The following is an 18,125-nucleotide window of genomic DNA, read 5'->3' as shown; positions in this document are numbered from 1 at the left end:
GAATGGGTCGAAGGAGGAAAAATCAGGGTGTTACCGGGCGCAATTCACCGTCCGGCAACCAGAATACCGCGCGGCCCTCTGGCGTGTCGCGTTCGTCCACCTGAACGGGACGCAAGCGCCCGCCACGGCACGGGCCGCCAACGCATTTTCCGGTGTCCGGCGCGTAAATCGCCCCGTGAGTAGCGCACATCAAGTATAAACCGGACGATTCGAAGAACTGGCCCTCGGCCCAGTCGAGTTCCATGGGAACGTGCGCGCAGCGGTTCAGGTAGCCGTAGGCCTGCCCGTCATAGCGAACAAAAAACACCACCACCTCGCCGCCGCCCAGGGTGGCCGCACGGCGCACACCCGCCCCGCCGTCCACCAGATCGATGGACGCGCAGATGCGCACGGCCTCGGCCGCCCCGCCCGTATTTTCCGCCGTGCTCATGCGTTCTCTCGCAGCCACGAAGACAACGCGCCGACGCTCGACGCCACGAATTTAGGCGACAGCGCCGTCAGCGAGTCGGCCGGATGCGCGCCGTAGGTCACGCCGATGCCCGCCACACCTGCGTTGATCGCCATTTGCAGATCGTGTGTCGTATCGCCGACCATCACCGTGCGCGCCGGATCTTGCCCGAGTTCGCGCGTCAATTCGTGAAGCATGGCCGGATGCGGCTTGGAGAAGGTTTCGTCGGCGCAGCGGGTACCGTCGAACAGGCTGGTCAGGCGTGACTGATCGAGTGCGCGGTTCAGTCCGACGCGGCTCTTGCCGGTTGCGACAGCCAGCAGATAACCCTGATCGCGCAGATCCTGCAGCATTTCGCGCACGCCGACGAACAGTTCGGTGGTCTGATCCTTCACCAGATAGTGGAAACGGTAACGCTCAGCGAGGCGCGGGTAATCGGACGGATCGAGCGTGGGCGCGGCGATCTGCAGCGCATCGCGCAGACCCAGACCGATCACGTAGCTGGCGGCCTCGTCGGCGGGAACCGGCAAGCCGAGATCGCGGCACGCCGACTGGATGCTGCGCGTGATGTGCGCGGTCGAATCCATTAGCGTTCCGTCCCAGTCGAAGACGATCAGGTCAAATTGCTCTCTAGCCATGCGTTGTCGTCTCCGGGTTCGACCCATTTCGTAATTCGTTGAGCTGCGCGATGAACGCGCGGCATTCTGCCGGCAGTGGCGCCTCGAACTGCAGCGGCGCGCCGGTGGACGGATGCGCCAGCTTGAGCCGATAAGCGTGCAGGAACATGCGCTTCAGGCCCGGCTTGGCGTTGGCCCTCGCCAAAGCCTTGTTGAGGGCGAAATCGCCGTATTTGGCATCGCCGACGATCGGCAGTTCCAGATGCTGCAAGTGCACACGAATCTGGTGCGTACGGCCCGTCTTCAGTTCGGCCTCGAGCAGCGCGTATTCCGGCCAACGGTCGATCAGATTGAAAACTGTGTGCGACGCCAGGCCGTCGGCCTGAACGCGCACGCGCCGCTCGCCGTCTGCCGTCAGATATTTGTGCAAGGGCTCCTTGACGGCACGCCGCCGGCCCCAATCGCTCGCCCACTGGCCATGGACGCACGCATAGTAGCGCTTATCCATCTTGTTCTCGCGAATCTGCTCGTGGAGGTTCACCAGCGCCGAACGCTTCTTGGCCAGCATGAGGATGCCGGACGTTTCGCGGTCCAGACGGTGCACGAGTTCGAGAAACTTGGCCTGAGGCCGCGCCTCGCGCATCTGCTCGATCACGCCGAACGCGACGCCGCTGCCACCGTGAACCGCCACGCCGGCCGGTTTATCGATGACGAGCATGTGGTCGTCTTCGAAAATGATCCGGAAGTCGGCGCCGGGAATCGGCGCGTGGGCCGCCGGCTCGTTGGGCTGGGCGACGCGAATGGGCGGCACGCGCACCAGATCGCCCAGTTCCAGGCGGTACTGCGCGTCTATCCGGCCCTTATTCACGCGTACTTCGCCGCTGCGCAGAATGCGATAGATATGGCTCTTGGGCACGCCTTTACAGACGCGCAAAAGGAAGTTGTCAATGCGCTGTCCGGCCGCACTGTCGTCGATCTCGATCATCGAGACCTGGTCGCTTGCGACCGATTTCTGGGATATTTTGCCTAACTCTTTCATTCTGAATATAATTTGCCCAGCAGTCTGCGGCGGCCGGCGCAGTGTCCGGAATTCGGGCGGATTGCGCAGGTGCAAGCGATAAACCGTTATTTTACTTGCGCCGGGGTCTGGTTGCTCACCCTGAAAATGAGATGCAACAAGTTGCACGCACGAAGTCAGTGCCCGGCAGGGACGGCGCCCACAGGCGCGTTCGGTCAAGGTCAGCTTCGACGGTAACGGAATTTTGGTAAAAAAGAATTTAACTTTCAGCTTGAGTAGAGGGCGGACTGACGCCCTGCTGTACGAAGCTGCGAGTTGCGAAAATACGGCGTGCGCCCGAGGCGTCTTGTAGAAAGTACAAGACATGGCGACGTCAAAATGAGGCGAGACACCCCCAGCAGGAAAAGACGCGCCGCCTGCGCGAACTTCCCGTTGCGGCATGACCGCAGCCTCCGACCCTCCGGTCACGCGCCCAGTTGGCGCACCGGCGAGAGTGGACGAAAGGCTTATGAAGGTCTGCTGGCAGAACCCGCGGCGTGTCGGGTCGTTATTTGAAGCCGTGTTCGCATGTGCCCTGCGGCACCGTGCCCCTCAGCTAATGGGGCCGGGCCCTCTCAGGCAATTCTCCCGCCATTTTTCCCGCTCCAGCGTGCTTTGTGAAAACACAATAAGGCGCGGCATGCCGCTGCCCGCCGGCTCTCGCGACTGACAACCGCGCAGCCGGCGGCCACGCTAAGCCGCTCTGGAGCCGTTCAATGAAACGAATGTTGTTCAACGCAACGCAGCAGGAAGAACTGCGCGTAGCCATCGTCGATGGGCAAAAACTCATCGATATCGACATCGAAACCGCCGGGCGCGAACAGCGCAAAGGCAATATTTACAAGGGCATCATTACGCGCATCGAGCCGTCGCTCGAAGCCTGTTTCGTCAACTACGGCGAAGACCGCCACGGTTTTCTCCCGTTCAAGGAAGTCGCCCGCCAGTACTTCCGCGACGGCGTCGATATGCGCTCCGCGCGCATCCAGGACGCCCTGCGCGAGGGCCAGGAACTGATCGTCCAGGTTGAAAAAGAAGAGCGCGGCAACAAGGGCGCGGCCCTGACCACGTTCATCTCGCTTGCCGGCCGCTACCTTGTGCTGATGCCGAACAACCCGCGCGGCGGCGGCGTGTCGCGCCGGATCGAAGGCGACGACCGTCAGGAACTGCGCGAAACCATGGCGCAACTGCAATTGCCGGAAGGCATGAGCATCATCGCTCGCACGGCCGGTATCGGCCGCTCGGCCGAAGAGCTGCAGTGGGACCTGAACTACCTGATGCAACTGTGGCGCGCCATCGAGGCCGCGTCGCAAAGCGGTTCGAGCGGTCAGCCGATGCTGATTTATCTCGAATCGAGCCTCGTGATCCGCGCGATCCGCGATTACTTCCAGCCCGACATCGGCGAAATTCTGATCGACACCACCGAAATCCATGACCAGGCACGCGCCTTCATGGATATCGTGATGCCGGATAATGTCAGCAAGGTGAAGCGCTACCACGACGACGTGCCGCTCTTCTCGCGCTTCCAGATCGAACACCAGATCGAAACCGCGTACTCGCGCACGGTGCCGCTGCCTTCGGGCGGCGCAATCGTGATCGACCACACGGAAGCACTGGTCGCGATCGACGTGAACTCGGCGCGCGCCACCAAGGGCGCCGACATCGAGGAAACCGCCGCGCGCACCAACCTCGAAGCCGCCGACGAAGTCGCCCGCCAGTTGCGCCTGCGCGACCTGGGCGGCCTGATCGTGATCGACTTCATCGACATGGAATCGGCCAAGAGCCAGCGTGAAGTCGAGCAACGCCTGAAAGACGCGCTCAAGCACGACCGCGCTCGCGTCCAGATGGGCAAGATCTCGCGCTTCGGCCTGATGGAACTGTCGCGTCAGCGTCTGCGCCCGGCCCTGTCGGAAGGAAGCCACGTCACGTGCCCGCGTTGTAACGGCACGGGCCACATCCGCGATACCGAATCGTCCGCGCTGCAAGTGCTGCGGATCATTCAGGAAGAAGCGATGAAGGAAAACACCGCGGCGATCCATTGCCAGGTGCCGGTCGAAGTGACCGCCTTCCTGCTGAACGAAAAGCGCGCCGAAATCAACAAGATCGAATCGCGTTTCAAGGTCAATGTCGTCCTGATCCCGAACAAGCATCTGGACACGCCGCACTACAAACTCGAGCGTCTGCGTCACGACGACGCGCGCCTCGACGATCCGCGCGCTTCGTGGAAGATGGCCGAAGAAGCGGCTCGCGAGCTCGAGTCGGAAACCGGCTACAGCAAGCGCACCGAAGAAGTGAAGCCGAAGCAGGAAGCGGCGGTCAAGGGCATCACGCCTGAGAAGCCGGCGCCGAGCGCCCCGGTTCGTCCGGCTGCAACGCCGGCTCCCGTGGCGGTCACGCCGGCGAGCGGCGGTTTCATCGGCTGGTTGAAGAACCTGTTCGGCATGCAACCGTCCGCTCCGGCGCCGGTCGCTCCGGCTACCACCGAGAAGCCGGCACGTCCGCAACGCGGCGAACGCACGGAACGCGGTGAACGCACCGGCGAACGTGGCGGCGAGCGCAACCGCAATCGCCGTAGCGGCGCAGGCGGCCGCGACGCAGCCGGCCGTAGCGAAGGTGCGGCCGGCGGCCGTCAAGCTCAAGGCCAGCAACCGTCGCAACGTCGCGAAGAACGTGAACCGCGCGAAGGTCGTGAGGTGCGTGAGGTGCGTGAGGGTCGTGAACCTCGCGAGGCCCGTGAAGCCCGCGAAGGACGTGAAGGACGCGAAGGACGCGAACCGCGTGGCAATCGTGAGCCGCGTGAAGCCCGCGAGGGCCGCGAACCGCGCGAGGCTCGCGAGCCGCGTGAGGGTCGCGAGCGCGACAATCGCAGCGCTGAACGCCCGGAAACCGTGGATGGCGCACCGCGCGCCGAACGTGGTGAACGTCAGGAACGCGGCGAGCGCCGTGAACGTGGCGAGCGTGCAGAGCGCGGCGAGCGCCGCAAGCCGCAGGCGGAAGCAGCAGACGCCCTGATACAGGGCGAAGCGCAATCGGCCGAAGAACTGGCGCAAAATCAGGCTGCCCTGACCGAAACCGGCGCGCCGGTCGATCAGGAAGCCGTGGCGCGTGACGGTGAAGAACGCCGCCGTCGTCGTCGCGGTCGTCGCGGTGGTCGTCGTGAGCGTGAAGAAGACGTGAACGGCAATCTGGCTGCGGATGTCGCGGAAGCCGAAGGCGACAATGCCAACGTCGGCGAAGAAGCACCGGTCCGCACCGCGCATCAGCCGGCCGAGCGTAAGCTCGAAGAAGCCAGCGCCGGGACGCATCAGGCGACGGAAGTGACGCCGGTGGAAGTCGTGGTTGCAGCAGTTGCCACGGAAACCGCCGTGGTAACCGAACTGCACGCTACCGCCGAAACGCCGGCTCTGGCCGTCGAGAAGGCAGCAAAGTCGGAAACCGCGGTGCCGGTCGAACAGGCTCCGGTGGCGCAAGCCGCCGCGCCGGTCGAAACGGCACAGGCTGCGCCGGCCGCTAGCGAAACGGTTTCGCTCGTCGAACCGGTCGCTCACGTCGACGCGCCGGCTCATGTAACGGCTGAAGCGCCGGTTCACATCCCGCTTCACACCCCGGCCGAAACGCCGGTCGAAAGCGCTGCCGCACCGGTTGCCGCGCAAGCCGAAGTTGCACCGGTCCACGCTGAAGCCCCGGCTCCGGCCGCTCCGGTTGAAGCACCGGCCGTCCAGCCCGCACCGCAAGCGGAAATCGTCGAGCCTGCACCGGTCGTCGCGCAAACGGCACCGGCTCCGGTAGTCGCACCGGCATTCGAGCCTGCAGCGGTTCAGGCAGTCGAACCCGCGGTCGAGCCGGCACCGGTCGCCGTGGCGCCGCAAGCTGCTCGCAGCACGGCGTCGACTGACGAAGCGCTCAAGCCGGTCCTGGAACAAGCCGGCCTCGTCTGGGTGAATACGGACGCCGACAAGTTCCGCGCCGCGCAGGAAGCGGCCGCTCAGGCCGTCAAGCCGGTTCGGGTGGGTCGCGAGCGTAAGGCGTTGCCGCCGGTCGAAACCGCGCCGATGCAGATGGTGGAAACCGGCAAGCATCCGCAGTAAGCAAGCCGAAACACAGAAAGCCCGCCCAAACCGGCGGGCTTTTTGTTTTTATGGATGCCCGCCGGTTCATGCGTCTTCCGGTATACCCCGATAGCCCTTGGGGTGCAGGGGGAAGCTCGGCCATTTCCGTTAGAATGAAAGTCTGTTTTCTTACAGGCATTCACGAAGTAACTCATGTCGCGACGCATCATTCCTGTTACCGACTTCAGCGCGAGGCCGGTTGTCTCCGGCCCCGTGCAGGCGCCCAGCGGCGTGCTGCACGACGCAATGGCGCGTCCGCTGCGCGACCTGCGCATTTCGGTAACCGACCGATGCAATTTCCGTTGCGTGTATTGCATGCCGCGCGCGGTATTCGACAAGAACTATGAGTTTCTTCCCCACAGCGCGCTGCTTAGCTTCGAGGAAATCGAGCGACTGGCGCGTCTGTTCGTCGCACATGGCGTCGAAAAAATCCGTTTGACCGGCGGCGAGCCGCTGCTGCGTAAGAATCTGGAATTCCTTATCGAGCGCCTCGCGCGGCTTACCACGCCGGAAGGCCGTCCGCTCGATCTGACGCTCACCACCAACGGCTCACTGCTCGAGCGCAAAGCTCGCAGTTTGCGTGACGCCGGCCTGAGCCGCGTGACCGTCAGCCTCGACGCGCTCGACGACACCCTCTTCCGCCGGATGAACGACGCCGACTTCGCCGTCGCCGACGTGCTCGACGGTATTGCCGCGGCCCACGCCGTGGGACTCGCGCCGGTGAAGGTCAACATGGTGGTCAAACGCGGCACCAACGACAGCGAAATCGTGCCGATGGCGCGGCATTTCAAAGGCTCGGGCGTCGTGCTGCGGTTTATCGAATATATGGACGTCGGCACGTCGAACGGCTGGAACATGACCGAAGTTCTGCCGTCCGCCGATGTCGTCGGGCGCATCGCCGAACATTTCCCGCTGGTGCCGCTCGAAGCGCACAGCGCGGGCGAGACCGCCCAACGCTGGGGCTACGTGGATGGCGGCGAGATCGGCGTGATTTCCAGCGTGACGCGGGCGTTTTGCAGCACCTGCACGCGCGCCCGCTTGTCGACCGAAGGCAAACTGTATCTTTGTCTGTTCGCCTCGTCGGGTCACGACTTGCGCGCGCTGCTGCGCACCGGCGCCGACGACGCCGAAATCGCTACCGCCATCGCCGAAATCTGGCAGGACCGCAGCGACCGTTACTCGCAACTGCGCGGCAGCAATACGGCCGAACTGGTTCCGCGCGACGGGCGCCGCGTAGAAATGTCGTATATCGGCGGCTGAGTGAGCGAAATCGCGAGCACGCCGACAACGCACGGGCAGGCACGCATCACCGGTCTTGTTCTCGCCGGCGGCCGTGGCATGCGGATGGGCGGCGTGGACAAAGGCCTGCAACTATTGCGCGGCGAACCGCTCGCCTCGCATGTCCTGAAGCGCCTTGCGCCGCAAACCAGCAAGCTGCTGATCAGCGCCAACCGGCACGCCGATGTGTACACCGCGTTGGGCACGCCGTTCGGCGCGAACGTCGTCGCCGACACTTTGCCTGGCTTTCCGGGACCGCTGGCCGGCCTGCTCGCCGGCTTGCGCTGCACCACCACCGAACTGTTACTGAGCGCGCCGTGCGATACGCCCGGCTTTCCCGCCGATCTCGCGGCGCGTCTTGAAGAAGCGCTGCAAGCCAGTCACGCGGATATCGCCACCGTCACCACGCTCGGTGCCGACGGGAACCGCTCGCTGCACCCGGTCTTCGCCCTCCTTCACACCCGTCTGGCGGACTCGCTCGCAGCCTATCTGGAAGCAGGCGAACGTAAGGTACGCGCGTGGTACGAACGCCACACGACCGTGGAAGTCGTCTTTACCGACGAGCGCGCGTTTTACAATATCAATTCGTTACAAGAACTCGCCGACCTCGAGCGTTCCTGAGGCCCGGTTGAAATCCTGCTCCGGCCGCACGGCATTGCCGCTCGCGCCTCCGGTCGCGACGCCCAGCCCTTCATGACCACGCCTAACGAATTTTCAAGCTGCGTCGCGCAGTACGATCCTCACGCGCTACCCGTTCCGGCTGCTCAGGCGATTGTCCGCCAATGGGCAACGCCGGTCGACGCGGTCGAGCGCGTGCCGCTGCGCGATGCGCTAGACCGCGTGCTGGCCGAGGACATCGTCTCGCCCATCGACGTCCCCGCGCACGACAACTCCGCGATGGACGGTTACGCGTTCAAAGGCTCGGCGCTCGACGCCGCCGCGAGCACCGTGGAGCTGACGATCGCCGGCAAGGCGCTGGCGGGTCATCCGTTTCCCGGCCACATCGGGGCCACCGAATGCGTGCGCGTCATGACGGGCGCCTGCATGCCCGCCGATTGCGACACGGTCGTGCCACAAGAACTCGTGGAGCGAAGCGCCGACGCCAGTTCGATCCGTTTTTCCGCCGCCGCCGTCAAAGCCGGCGGCAATCGCCGGCTGGCTGGCGAAGACCTCGCGCGCGGCCATGTAGCGTTGCGCGCCGGCCGCATCATGCGCGCTTCGGATCTCGGCTTGCTGGCCTCGCTCGGCATCGGCGAAGTTCATGTGCGTCGACGCCTGCGCGTGGCGTTCTTTTCGACCGGCGACGAACTTCGCTCGATCGGCCAGCCGCTCGAATCGGGCTGCGTCTACGACAGCAATCGCTACACGCTGTTTGCCATGCTGCGGCGTCTGAATGTGGACACGCTCGATCTCGGCGTCGTGCGCGACGAGCCCGCTGCGCTCGAGGCCGCGTTGCGCAGCGCCGCGGCCAGCGCCGACGTGGTACTCACCTCGGGCGGCGTTTCGGTCGGCGAGGCGGATTTCACCAAGCAGTTGTTACGCACGTTCGGCGACGTCGCCTTCTGGAGTCTGGCGATGCGTCCGGGGCGCCCGCTCGCCTTCGGCCGCGTCTGGTCCGGTGAACGTCCGGGCGTCGGGCTGCCTGCGTTATTCTTCGGCTTGCCGGGCAATCCCGTCGCCGTCATGGTGACCTTCTACCAGATCGTGCGCGAAACATTGCTGCTGATGGCCGGCGCCACGCCGTCGCCGCTGCCGGTCATTCACGCAGCAAGCCGTCAACCGATCCGCAAGCGCGCCGGGCGCACCGAATTCCAGCGTGGCGTTGCCGCGCGCGACGCGCAAGGCGAGTGGCACGTCACGCCCACCGGCTCGCAAAGCTCCGGCGTGCTGAGTTCGATGAGCGAGGCGAATTGCTTCCTGATACTCGGTCATGACCAGGCCGATATCGCCGAGGGCGAACGCGTCGAGATCATGCTGTTCGACGGGCTCATCTGACACTGCCCGCCACCTGCGATCACGGCGGCAGATTCAGATTAAAAAATTACCCATTACCACTACGACACACGGGTTTGACTTAGATGAAAAAACAGATCTCGTTCATTGCACCGGGACAAACGGCCAAGGCGCTTATCCTCGTGTATCTGACCTTCTCGGTGCCTATCGTGCTGCTCGGCGTGCTGGTTGCGTTCATTCGCTACGGCTCCGTGGAACTGAGCACGGTGTTCAGCGCGCTGCTGCTCAATGCGATTCTCGGCTTCGTCCTGCTGTGGATTGCTTGCCATGCGTACAACTGGGTAGCGTCGCGTTTCGGCGGCATTGAAATCCAGCTGACCGACGCGCCGGAAGAAGCGTGATGACCGCGGAGATTCGCGAGGCCACGCCCGCCGACGTCGCCGCGATCTTCGCACTGACTTACGAACTGGCCGAGTTCGAAAGCCTGACGCACGTATTCGTCGCCACTCAGGACGGCTTGCACGACGCGCTATTTGGCCCACGCCCGTCCATCGAGGCACTGGTTGCGCAAGACGGTGAGCGCATCGTGGGATACGCGTTGTTCTTCCATAATTATTCGAGCTTCGTGGGCAAACGCGGGCTCTACCTGGAAGATGTCTACGTGCAGCCGTCACAACGCGGCAGCGGTCTCGGCACGGCCTTGCTGGCGCACCTCGCGTCGATCGCGGTGGAGCGGCAATGCGGACGTTTCGAGTGGACCGTGCTGGACTGGAACAAACAGGCTATCGGTTTCTACGAAAAATTGGGCGCGACGGTCATGCCCGACTGGCGCGTCGTGCGGCTGACAGGCGGCGCGCTCGAACAACTGGCCGCGACCGCCCGCCCCGGCGCTTGAAATACCGCTTGAAATTCGGCTCGAACGCCGGCCCGTCCGCGCTGAACTGAATCGCTTCAGGACTCGTCGGGGTCCACACCGGCTAGAGCATCTCCGAGCAACCCACTCGCCTCGTCGCCCGGCAACGCCTCGACGTCGCGCAGCTTGCGGTTCATGACTCGCGTGCGTGTCTCCGCCGCTTCGATCGACCGCGTGACGGTTTCGAGTTGCGCTTTGGTCTTCGCCAACACGTCGCCGAACTTGCCAAATTCCGTTTTCACCGCGCCGAGCACCTGCCACACTTCGCTCGAACGCTGCTCGATGGCAAGCGTCCGGAAACCCATCTGCAAACTGTTGAGCAATGCGGTCAACGTAGTGGGACCGGCGATCGTCACGCGATAGTCGCGTTGCAACATATCCGTCAGGCCAGGACGACGCAGGATCTCGGCGTACAGCCCTTCGGTCGGCAGAAACAGCAGCGCAAAATCCGTGGTGTGCGGCGGCGACACATACTTCTCCGCAATCGTGCGCGCCTCGGCCCGGATTCGCGCTTCGAGCGCGCGCGAAGCTTCTTCCACCGCGACAGGGTCGGCACGTTCCTGCGCGTCGATCAACCGCTCGTAGTCTTCGCGCGGAAACTTTGCGTCGATCGGCAGCCACACCGGTGTGCTCGCGCCGCCCGGCTCCGCGCGACCCGGCAGCTTGATGGCGAACTCCACGCGATCGCCGCTCTTCGGTATCGTCGCGACGTTTTTCGCGTACTGGTCGGGCGTGAGCAACTGTTCCAGCAGCGCTTCGAGTTGAACCTCGCCCCACGTGCCGCGCGTCTTCACGTTGGTGAGCACTTTCTTCAGATCGCCGACACCGGCGGCAAGCGTCTGCATTTCGCCCAGGCCGCGATGAACCTGCTCCAGCCTGTCGGACACCTGCTTGAACGACTCGCCCAGACGCTGTTCCAGCGTGGCGTGCAACTTCTCGTCGACGGTGCGGCGCATTTCTTCCAGCTTCGTCGAGTTGTTCGCCTCGATGTCTTTCAGACGCTGCTCGATGGTCGCGCGCACTTCGGCGAAGCGCCGGTCGTTGGCCTCGGTGAGTTGCCCGAGTTGCAGCGTGAGCGTTTCGCCGAACTGTTTGAGCGTGCGGGACTGTTCGTCACGCGCCATTTGCGCCTGCTGTTGCAGACCGTGACGCACCACGTCGAGTTGTTGCGCGAAGCCGTCGATCTTGCCCGCCTGAACCGTCGTCATACTGCTGAACTGCGAAGCGAGCGTTTGCTGAAAGTGCGCGAAGCCGCTGCTCTGCTCGGTACGCGAGACACGCGCCGTCTCGGCGATATCGTTGCGCAACTGCCGCTCGAGCCTCTCGTAGGCGTGCGACTGCGCGTCGGCCGCGGCGTCGATACGCTCGGCGAGAATCTCGAACTGCTCGCTGTCCGCCTCGCGACCCGACGCGCGAATCAGCAACGCCAATGCGATAACCAGGGCGACCGCCAGCACCGCGACGGCCGCCACGAGAATCATGGTCATGAACGCGCCCGGCCGATGACTTCAGGGTTGACCGGATTCGGCGGATTGCCCGCATTCGGACCTTCGCCCAAGGCGGCAATCAGATTGTCCGCGGCGAGATTCGCCATGGCGCGGCGCGTGGCTTCGGTGGCGCTCGCGATATGCGGCGTCAGCACCACGTTCGGCACGCTGAGCAAGTCGGGGTTCAGATTCGGCTCGCCCTCATAGACGTCGAGACCCGCGGCGGCAATCTGCTTCGTGCGCAAAGCCTGGACGAGCGCCGCGTCGTCGACGATGCCGCCGCGCGCGATGTTGGTGAGCGTGGCGGTCGGCTTCATCGCGGCGAGTTCGGCCGCGCCGATGGTGTGATGATTCTCGCGCGTGTACGGCAAAACCAGCACCACGTGGTCTGCGCGACGCAGCAGATCCGGCTTCGAGACGTACTCTGCGTTCAGCTCGGCCTCGATTTGCGGCGAGACGCGCGAACGGTTGTGATAGATGACCTGCATGTTGAAACCCCTGGCGCGGCGTGCCAGCGCCTGGCCGATGCGGCCCATGCCGATCACGCCGAGCGTGGAGCCGTACAGGTCCGTACCCAGAAAGCCGTCGTACGACCACTTCTGCCACTTGCCCGCACGCAGCCAGTGTTCGGACTCCGCGATGCGTCGCGCGGCGGCCATCATCAGCGCCCAACCGAAATCTGCCGTCGACTCGTTGAGCACGTCCGGCGTGTTGGTGCCCAGCACGTTCGACGCATTGAATGCCGCCATGTCGAAGTTGTTGTAACCCACCGCCATGTTCGACACCACGCGCAAACGCGGCGCTGCGGCGAGCTGCGACGGACCGACCGGATCACCCGCGGTCAAGGCGCCGTCTTTGTCGGCGAGACGGCGTGTGAGTTCATCCGCGGACAACACTTCGCCCTCGTTCCATTCCACGTCGAAGTACTGCTTGAGCCGTTCGACCACATCGGGAAAGATCGGGCGGGCAACAAGGATCTTCTGCATTGCAATTCTCCGAATAGCGCGTCGAGTTCAGTTGCCTCGGCGCCGTCAATCAGCTTAGAAAAAAAGCCAGGCGGTGACGAGAAAAAGCGGCATCAACACCGCGCCGGACCAACCCAGATACGCAAAGAAACTCGGCATGCGAACACCGCGAGATTCTGCAATCGCCTTGACCATGAAATTGGGCGCATTGCCGATATAACTGTTCGCGCCCATGAACACGGCACCCGCCGAGATGGCCGCCAGCGTCGTGGCGCCGGTGGTCATGAGCGTTTGTGCGTTACCGCCGGCCAGATTGAAGAACACCAGATAGGTCGGCGCGTTGTCGAGAAAGGACGATAGCAGGCCGGTCGCCCAGAAGTAGCTCGCGTCGTGCGGCTGCCCAGCCGCGTCGTTGACCAGATGGACGATGCCTGCGAAAGCGCCCGCTTCTCCCGCGCGCAAGATCGTGATGACCGGCGCGATCGTCACGAAGATACCGGCGAAAAGTTTGGCGACTTCTTCGATCGGCGCCCAGTTGAAGTCGTTGCCGGCGCGCGCGGCGCGCGGTGTGATCGCAAGCGAGAGCAGGCTCACGCCGATCAGCGCGATATCGCGCACGGCGTTCTGCAATGCCACATGTGTGCCGAACACGTCGAACATCACACCCGGCTTCCAGAGTCCACTCATCAGCACGAGCGCGATGACCACGGCCAGCAGCAGGAAATTGATCTTGCCGTCGATGCCGAGCGGCGGCGAATCCGGCGTGGGATCGAGAAAGGGCGAACGCTGCTCTTCCCGATGTCGAAAATAGTATGAATCGAGCGCGTAAAAACCCGCGAGCAGCACGCCGCAAATGAACAGCATGGGCAATGCAAGATGCGTGGTCGTCCAGAAAAAATCGACGCCCTGGAGAAAGCCGAGAAAGAGCGGAGGATCGCCAAGCGGCGAAAGCGAACCACCCGCGTTCGCCACCAGAAAAATGAAGAACACGACGACGTGGACGACGTGCTTGCGGTTGTCGTTGGCGCGCAGCAATGGACGGATCAGCAGCATGGCGGCGCCCGTCGTGCCCATGATGCTGGCAAGCACAGTGCCGAGCGCGAGGATTGCCGTGTTCAGCGCGGGCGTGCCGCGCAAATTGCCGCGTACGCAAATGCCGCCCGCTACGGTGTAGAGCGCGGTCAACAGCACGATGAAGGGTATGTACTCTTCGAGCAGCGCATGGATGAACGTGCCGAACGCGATGCCTGCGCCGAACACGAACGCGAACGGCACGAGAAACAGCAACGCCCACGCTGCCGCGATCTTGCCGAAATGGTGATGCCAGAACGCCGGCGCGATCAACGGAAACACGGCGATCGACAACAACACGCCCGCGAACGGCAAACCCCACAGCGCCGACAGCGACGCGCCGTCGAGCGTTGCCGCCGAAGCCGGCTGCGCCCACATCGTCAATGCAAAGATCAGCGCGAGATTCAGCGCGGCGGCATGCGCCATGCGCGCCGGTACGGCGTGTCGTTTCATCCTGTTGATTTCCTCGATGCAGCGAGCCGGAGCGCGCCGGTTAAGACGCGCCGGCCCGCCCCGCTCAGGCGCCACGCACGACGATCACATGAACCCGATACGGTCCATGTGCGCCAAGCACGATGGTTTGTTCGATATCGCCGGTACGCGAAGGTCCGGAGACAAAATTGACCGCCCGCGGAAGTTCGCCGCGTTCGCTGCGGATCAAACCAAACGCGTCTTCGTGCCCGGCGACGATTCGCGAAGCCGGGACGATCGCGATATGCGTTTCCGGCAGCAGACCCGCCGACGCATAAGTCTCTGGACCTGACAGAAGCACCAGGGTGCCGGTTTCCGCCGTCGCACAGAAACAGCCCGTGAGGCCGACTACGTCGCCGTCGCGCGGCTTGCGGAATTCAACGCCGAGGCCCGCTTCGGCCCACGGCAGATCTTGCAGCGTTTGCCATGCGATGGCCTGCAGCGGCAAAGCGTGTTGATCGAGATAGCGGTAGGTGGCGGCAGGCACGTCGTTCAACGACTCGACGGTGTCTACCGTGGTGGACATTTTCAGCGCTTCTTCGATGAAGCGCGCGGTGAGGTCGGCCGGCATGTCCGGACGCGGACCTTGCGGATGGCGCGTTAGATAATCGGTGGCGGCCGCGCGCTCGGAAGCGGACGGCTCGGGCTCGCGCCCTTGCGCCGCGCGGATGCGCGCCAGGATGTTGCGGCGGGCAGTCGATGTGTCCATAGGCGAAATCCTCGTGTCGGCAGCCGTGCGATATGCCAAGGATTATACCGGCGACCCCGTGCGCGAACACCCTGGCCGAACGGGCTATTGCCGCGCACGGCGTGCTGCGGGCAAACTATTTGCCGGGCGCTTCCTCGGGTTGCGCGATGCCGAATACCTGACGCAGATAGGCGAGATAGGCCTTGTCGTCGCACATGTTCTTGCCCGGCGAGTCCGACAGTTTCGCGACCGGCTGGCCATTGCACCGAACCATCTTGATGACGATCTGCAGCGGGTTGTAGCCGAGGTCGTTGGTCAGGTTGGTGCCGACGCCGAACGCCAGCTTGCAACGGCCGCGGAAGCGTTCGTAGAGTTGCAGCACCTTCGGAATATCGAGCGCGTCGGAGAACACCAGAATCTTGGTGCGCGGGTCGCAGCGATTCGCTTCGTAGTGTTTGAGCAGGCGCTCGCCCCAGTCGAACGGGTCGCCCGAATCGTGACGCGCGCCGTCGAACAGCTTGCAGAAGTACATGTCGAAGTCGCGCAGGAAGGCTTCCATGCCGTACACGTCCGAGAGCGCGATGCCGAGGTCGCCGCGATATTCCTTCGCCCACATCTCGAAGCCGAAGATCTGCGAATCGCGCAGCCGCGGACCGAGCGCCTGGCAGGCCTGCAGATATTCGTGGGCCATCGTGCCGAGCGGCGTGAGGCTGTGCTTCATCGCGTAATAGACGTTGCTGGTGCCCGCGAACTGTTCGCCGAGGCCATCTTTGAGCGTGAGGATCACTTCCTCATGCCACTGCTTGGAGAAGCGGCGGCGGGTGCCGTAGTCGGCGATCTTGCAGTCGGCGAATTCGGGGCGTGCGCCCAGCAGCGCAATCTTTTCGACCAGACGGCCGCGCCCTTCGCTGTAGTCCGGCTTCTGCTGGGTATTGCGGAAGTAGACCTCGTTGACGATCGCGAGCATCGGGATCTCGAACAGGATCGTGTGCAGCCACGGTCCTTTGATCTCGATGTCGATTTCGCCATTGCCTTTCGGCGACGGCTCGATCGAAATGTATTTCTCGTTCAGATGAAACAGCGCGAGAAACTCGATGAAGTCGCCCTTGATGAAGCGCATGCGCCGCAGGTAGTCGAGTTCGTCGTCGGTAAAACGCAATTCGCACAGCTTGCGGACTTCGTCGCGAATCTCGGCAATGTACGGCACGAGATCGACGTTCGGCGTGCGGCAACGGAACCGGTATTCGACATTCGCGGCGGGAAAGTGATGCAACACCACTTGCATCATCGTGAACTTGTACAGATCGGTGTCGAGCAGCGAAGTAATAATCATGATGGTGCGAACTGGACTGCGGAAAAACGGAAAAGGCCGGACTCAACCCTTGCGCATGCGGCGCGCCCCGTGCGCGTCGACTTGACGCATGTTACCCGAATGCGTCCAATGTCAGCGCGCCGCCGCGGGCCTCGTGGCCGGTGCCATAAACTAATCACGAAAACATATAAGAGCGGCTGCGCGCAGCTACATGCGCCTCTTGACGTTACGATACAATAGCGCTTTTGGCGTTTGCGCCTCCCCAGATACCGCATGCAGGAGCTGCCTGAATGACTCACGTTGTGACCGAAAGCTGCATCAAGTGCCGCTATACCGACTGTGTCGATGTGTGCCCGGTGGACTGCTTTCGCGAAGGTCCCAACTTCCTCGCGATCGACCCCGACGAATGCATCGACTGCGCCGTGTGCGTGGCCGAGTGCCCGGTGAATGCTATTTATGCTGAAGAAGACGTGCCGGGCGACCAGCAGAACTTCATCGAGCTGAATGCCGACCTCGCAAAGAACTGGCCGAGCATCACCAAGACCAAGGCACCGCTGCCGGAAGCCGACGAATTCAAGGACGTGAAGGAAAAGCTGGCGCTGCTCGCCCGTTAAACGGCGCGCGGCCTGTCCCCTGTTGTTGCATTCGTTCCTAACGAGATGAACACAGGGTATTGACAGGCGGTTTAGCTCCTCCTACAATTTCGCTTCTCTGCTGTTTGTTGTTCTGTTCCTCGATAGCTCAGTCGGTAGAGCGCCGGACTGTTAATCCGTAGGTCCCTGGTTCGAGCCCAGGTCGAGGAGCCAAGAATTGCAAAAGCCCGTTAATCACTACGGGCTTTTTTATGTAGATCAAGTTGTACTGCTGTTCCTCGATAGCTCAGTCGGTAGAGCGCCGGACTGTTAATCCGTAGGTCCCTGGTTCGAGCCCAGGTCGAGGAGCCAAAATTTTAGAAGGCCCGCATTCGTGCGGGCCTTTTTGTTTTGCGTCGCAGGTTTTGCGTCGCACTCACGCGTGCCGGCATTTTGTCGGCGCATGGCTGGTGGCACGTGAGAAAGTCTGCTTGGGGCGCGTCGGCGTCTTTCGAATGCTGTCGGCGGATCGGATCATTTGGAGCCGCGCGTTATACGATGGCGTTTCCCCGGACGCCTCGCGCTCCGCCAGTCCGTTCATCATCGGCGATCCTATGAAATTCACCCTGTCGTTCATTGCGTTTGCGGCCGCCGGCGCGGTGCTGATGTCTTCGGCTCACAGCGAAGAAGTCGCCAGCGTCAACACTAACTTCCGCGTCACCGGCTCGGACCGCGTGGTCGTCGAGGCCTATGACGATCCGCTGGTTCAAGGCGTCACCTGCTATGTGTCGCGGGCGCGCACGGGCGGCGTCAAAGGCACCCTCGGCATCGCCGAAGATCCGACCGAAGCGTCGATTGCGTGCCGCCAGGTCGGCGCGATCAGCTTCACCGGACCGGTCAAGAAACAGTCGGACGTGTTCTCGGTCAGCATGTCATTGATCTTCAAGTCGCTGCATGTGGTGCGTGTCGTCGACGCCAAACGCAACACGCTCGTGTACATGACCTACAGCGATCGCGTAGTCAGCGGCAGCGCAAAAAATAGCGTGACCGCGGTGCCGATGCCGTCCGGCACGACGATTCCGGTCAAGTAATCCGCCGCTCGCGGCCAACGCGCAGGCGGACGGTTCAGGCGTAGCCCCCAGTGCCGCGGGGGCGCGCTAAACTGACCATTCCGACGCCGGGAACCG

General features: G+C 63.3%; 16 protein-coding genes and 2 tRNA genes. 10 read left to right on the top strand and 8 right to left on the bottom strand.

The features are described from left to right. Positions 1–22 precede the first annotated feature (22 nt). From P3T18_RS24830 to P3T18_RS24820, 3 genes are read right to left on the bottom strand one after another with little or no spacing between them, the layout of a single operon-like run. Positions 23–430: a Rieske (2Fe-2S) protein gene (locus P3T18_RS24830; RefSeq protein WP_429302623.1), complete on the bottom strand. Its 408-nt coding sequence runs from the start codon at positions 428–430 to the stop codon at positions 23–25. Then, on the bottom strand, positions 427–1,086 hold the full coding sequence (locus tag P3T18_RS24825) for an HAD-IA family hydrolase (protein ID WP_429302622.1): 660 nt from the start codon (positions 1,084–1,086) through the stop codon (positions 427–429). Before P3T18_RS24825 ends, P3T18_RS24830 begins: the two co-directional genes overlap by 4 nt. Beyond that, positions 1,079–2,104 (bottom strand): RluA family pseudouridine synthase, encoded by a 1,026-nt coding sequence (locus tag P3T18_RS24820; RefSeq protein ID WP_429302978.1) that lies wholly within the window; start codon positions 2,102–2,104, stop codon positions 1,079–1,081. Before P3T18_RS24820 ends, P3T18_RS24825 begins: the two co-directional genes overlap by 8 nt. 734 nt (positions 2,105–2,838) lie before the next feature. Here P3T18_RS24820 and P3T18_RS24815 point away from each other — a divergent pair. The 6 genes from P3T18_RS24815 to P3T18_RS24790 all read left to right on the top strand — a co-directional run bounded on the left by P3T18_RS24815 (position 2,839) and on the right by P3T18_RS24790 (position 10,354). Next, positions 2,839–6,207 (top strand): Rne/Rng family ribonuclease, encoded by a 3,369-nt coding sequence (locus P3T18_RS24815; RefSeq protein ID WP_429302621.1) that lies wholly within the window; start codon positions 2,839–2,841, stop codon positions 6,205–6,207. Positions 6,208–6,381: 174 nt separating this feature from the next. Further along, entirely contained in the window at positions 6,382–7,488 is a 1,107-nt protein-coding gene (gene moaA / locus P3T18_RS24810; RefSeq protein WP_429302620.1) for a GTP 3',8-cyclase MoaA, read from the top strand. A 78-nt stretch (positions 7,489–7,566) separates the two neighbouring features. Further along, positions 7,567–8,127 carry a molybdenum cofactor guanylyltransferase MobA gene (gene mobA, locus P3T18_RS24805; protein WP_429302977.1) on the top strand — a complete coding sequence of 187 codons (561 nt, stop codon included), beginning with the start codon at positions 7,567–7,569 and terminating at the stop codon, positions 8,125–8,127. Between the two features lie 72 nt (positions 8,128–8,199). After that, positions 8,200–9,501 (top strand): molybdopterin molybdotransferase MoeA, encoded by a 1,302-nt coding sequence (gene moeA, locus P3T18_RS24800; protein ID WP_429302619.1) that lies wholly within the window; start codon positions 8,200–8,202, stop codon positions 9,499–9,501. 83 nt (positions 9,502–9,584) lie between these two features. Then, complete coding sequence (locus tag P3T18_RS24795; RefSeq protein ID WP_028199219.1) at positions 9,585–9,860, top strand: hypothetical protein; 276 nt, start codon at positions 9,585–9,587, stop codon at positions 9,858–9,860. After that, the gene (locus tag P3T18_RS24790; RefSeq protein WP_429302618.1) at positions 9,860–10,354 is read left to right on the top strand and encodes an N-acetyltransferase family protein; all 495 of its coding nucleotides are present in this window, start codon (positions 9,860–9,862) and stop codon (positions 10,352–10,354) included. The genes P3T18_RS24795 and P3T18_RS24790 overlap by 1 nt, the downstream gene beginning before the upstream one ends. A gap of 56 nt (positions 10,355–10,410) precedes the next feature. On the opposite strand, the gene P3T18_RS24785 is transcribed toward P3T18_RS24790, so the two are convergent. The 5 genes from P3T18_RS24785 to pncB form a co-directional block, all read right to left on the bottom strand. After that, positions 10,411–11,859 carry a DNA recombination protein RmuC gene (locus tag P3T18_RS24785; RefSeq protein ID WP_429302617.1) on the bottom strand — a complete coding sequence of 483 codons (1,449 nt, stop codon included), beginning with the start codon at positions 11,857–11,859 and terminating at the stop codon, positions 10,411–10,413. Further along, positions 11,856–12,845 (bottom strand): 2-hydroxyacid dehydrogenase, encoded by a 990-nt coding sequence (locus P3T18_RS24780; protein ID WP_429302616.1) that lies wholly within the window; start codon positions 12,843–12,845, stop codon positions 11,856–11,858. The genes P3T18_RS24785 and P3T18_RS24780 overlap by 4 nt, the downstream gene beginning before the upstream one ends. Positions 12,846–12,899: 54 nt before the next feature. Beyond that, positions 12,900–14,348, bottom strand: a complete 1,449-nt coding sequence (locus P3T18_RS24775) for a sodium:proton antiporter (protein WP_429302615.1) — start codon at positions 14,346–14,348, stop codon at positions 12,900–12,902. A gap of 64 nt (positions 14,349–14,412) precedes the next feature. Beyond that, entirely contained in the window at positions 14,413–15,075 is a 663-nt protein-coding gene (locus P3T18_RS24770; protein WP_429302614.1) for a LutC/YkgG family protein, read from the bottom strand. Between the two features lie 115 nt (positions 15,076–15,190). After that, the gene (gene pncB / locus P3T18_RS24765; protein ID WP_429302613.1) at positions 15,191–16,387 is read right to left on the bottom strand and encodes a nicotinate phosphoribosyltransferase; all 1,197 of its coding nucleotides are present in this window, start codon (positions 16,385–16,387) and stop codon (positions 15,191–15,193) included. A gap of 269 nt (positions 16,388–16,656) precedes the next feature. On the opposite strand from pncB, the gene fdxA reads away from it, so the two are divergent. The 4 genes from fdxA (at position 16,657) to P3T18_RS24745 (ending at position 18,029) form a co-directional block, all read left to right on the top strand. Continuing rightward, a complete protein-coding gene (gene fdxA, locus P3T18_RS24760; RefSeq protein WP_020069367.1) occupies positions 16,657–16,980 on the top strand; it encodes a ferredoxin FdxA in 324 nt (107 codons plus the stop codon). 116 nt (positions 16,981–17,096) lie between these two features. Beyond that, a tRNA-Asn gene (locus P3T18_RS24755) sits at positions 17,097–17,172 on the top strand. 62 nt (positions 17,173–17,234) lie between these two features. Next, positions 17,235–17,310, top strand: a tRNA-Asn gene (locus tag P3T18_RS24750). Positions 17,311–17,552: 242 nt separating this feature from the next. Continuing rightward, on the top strand, positions 17,553–18,029 hold the full coding sequence (locus P3T18_RS24745; protein ID WP_429302612.1) for a CreA family protein: 477 nt from the start codon (positions 17,553–17,555) through the stop codon (positions 18,027–18,029). The last annotated feature ends 96 nt before the right edge of the window (positions 18,030–18,125 follow it).

The sequence above is a fragment of the Paraburkholderia sp. GAS199 genome (genome assembly GCF_050436585.1).
Lineage (GTDB): Bacteria > Pseudomonadota > Gammaproteobacteria > Burkholderiales > Burkholderiaceae > Paraburkholderia.
This window is presented reverse-complemented; position numbering and strand designations above follow the sequence as displayed.

Coding starts and splice junctions, on each gene's coding strand:
- P3T18_RS24830 (WP_429302623.1), bottom strand. CDS start 430: ATGAGCACGGCGGAAAATACGGGCGGGGCGGCCGAGGCCGTGCGCATC.
- P3T18_RS24825 (WP_429302622.1), bottom strand. CDS start 1,086: ATGGCTAGAGAGCAATTTGACCTGATCGTCTTCGACTGGGACGGAACG.
- P3T18_RS24820 (WP_429302978.1), bottom strand. CDS start 2,104: ATGAAAGAGTTAGGCAAAATATCCCAGAAATCGGTCGCAAGCGACCAG.
- P3T18_RS24815 (WP_429302621.1), top strand. CDS start 2,839: ATGAAACGAATGTTGTTCAACGCAACGCAGCAGGAAGAACTGCGCGTA.
- moaA (WP_429302620.1), top strand. CDS start 6,382: ATGTCGCGACGCATCATTCCTGTTACCGACTTCAGCGCGAGGCCGGTT.
- mobA (WP_429302977.1), top strand. CDS start 7,567: ATGCGGATGGGCGGCGTGGACAAAGGCCTGCAACTATTGCGCGGCGAA.
- moeA (WP_429302619.1), top strand. CDS start 8,200: ATGACCACGCCTAACGAATTTTCAAGCTGCGTCGCGCAGTACGATCCT.
- P3T18_RS24795 (WP_028199219.1), top strand. CDS start 9,585: ATGAAAAAACAGATCTCGTTCATTGCACCGGGACAAACGGCCAAGGCG.
- P3T18_RS24790 (WP_429302618.1), top strand. CDS start 9,860: ATGACCGCGGAGATTCGCGAGGCCACGCCCGCCGACGTCGCCGCGATC.
- P3T18_RS24785 (WP_429302617.1), bottom strand. CDS start 11,859: ATGACCATGATTCTCGTGGCGGCCGTCGCGGTGCTGGCGGTCGCCCTG.
- P3T18_RS24780 (WP_429302616.1), bottom strand. CDS start 12,845: ATGCAGAAGATCCTTGTTGCCCGCCCGATCTTTCCCGATGTGGTCGAA.
- P3T18_RS24775 (WP_429302615.1), bottom strand. CDS start 14,348: ATGAAACGACACGCCGTACCGGCGCGCATGGCGCATGCCGCCGCGCTG.
- P3T18_RS24770 (WP_429302614.1), bottom strand. CDS start 15,075: ATGGACACATCGACTGCCCGCCGCAACATCCTGGCGCGCATCCGCGCG.
- pncB (WP_429302613.1), bottom strand. CDS start 16,387: ATGATTATTACTTCGCTGCTCGACACCGATCTGTACAAGTTCACGATG.
- fdxA (WP_020069367.1), top strand. CDS start 16,657: ATGACTCACGTTGTGACCGAAAGCTGCATCAAGTGCCGCTATACCGAC.
- P3T18_RS24745 (WP_429302612.1), top strand. CDS start 17,553: ATGAAATTCACCCTGTCGTTCATTGCGTTTGCGGCCGCCGGCGCGGTG.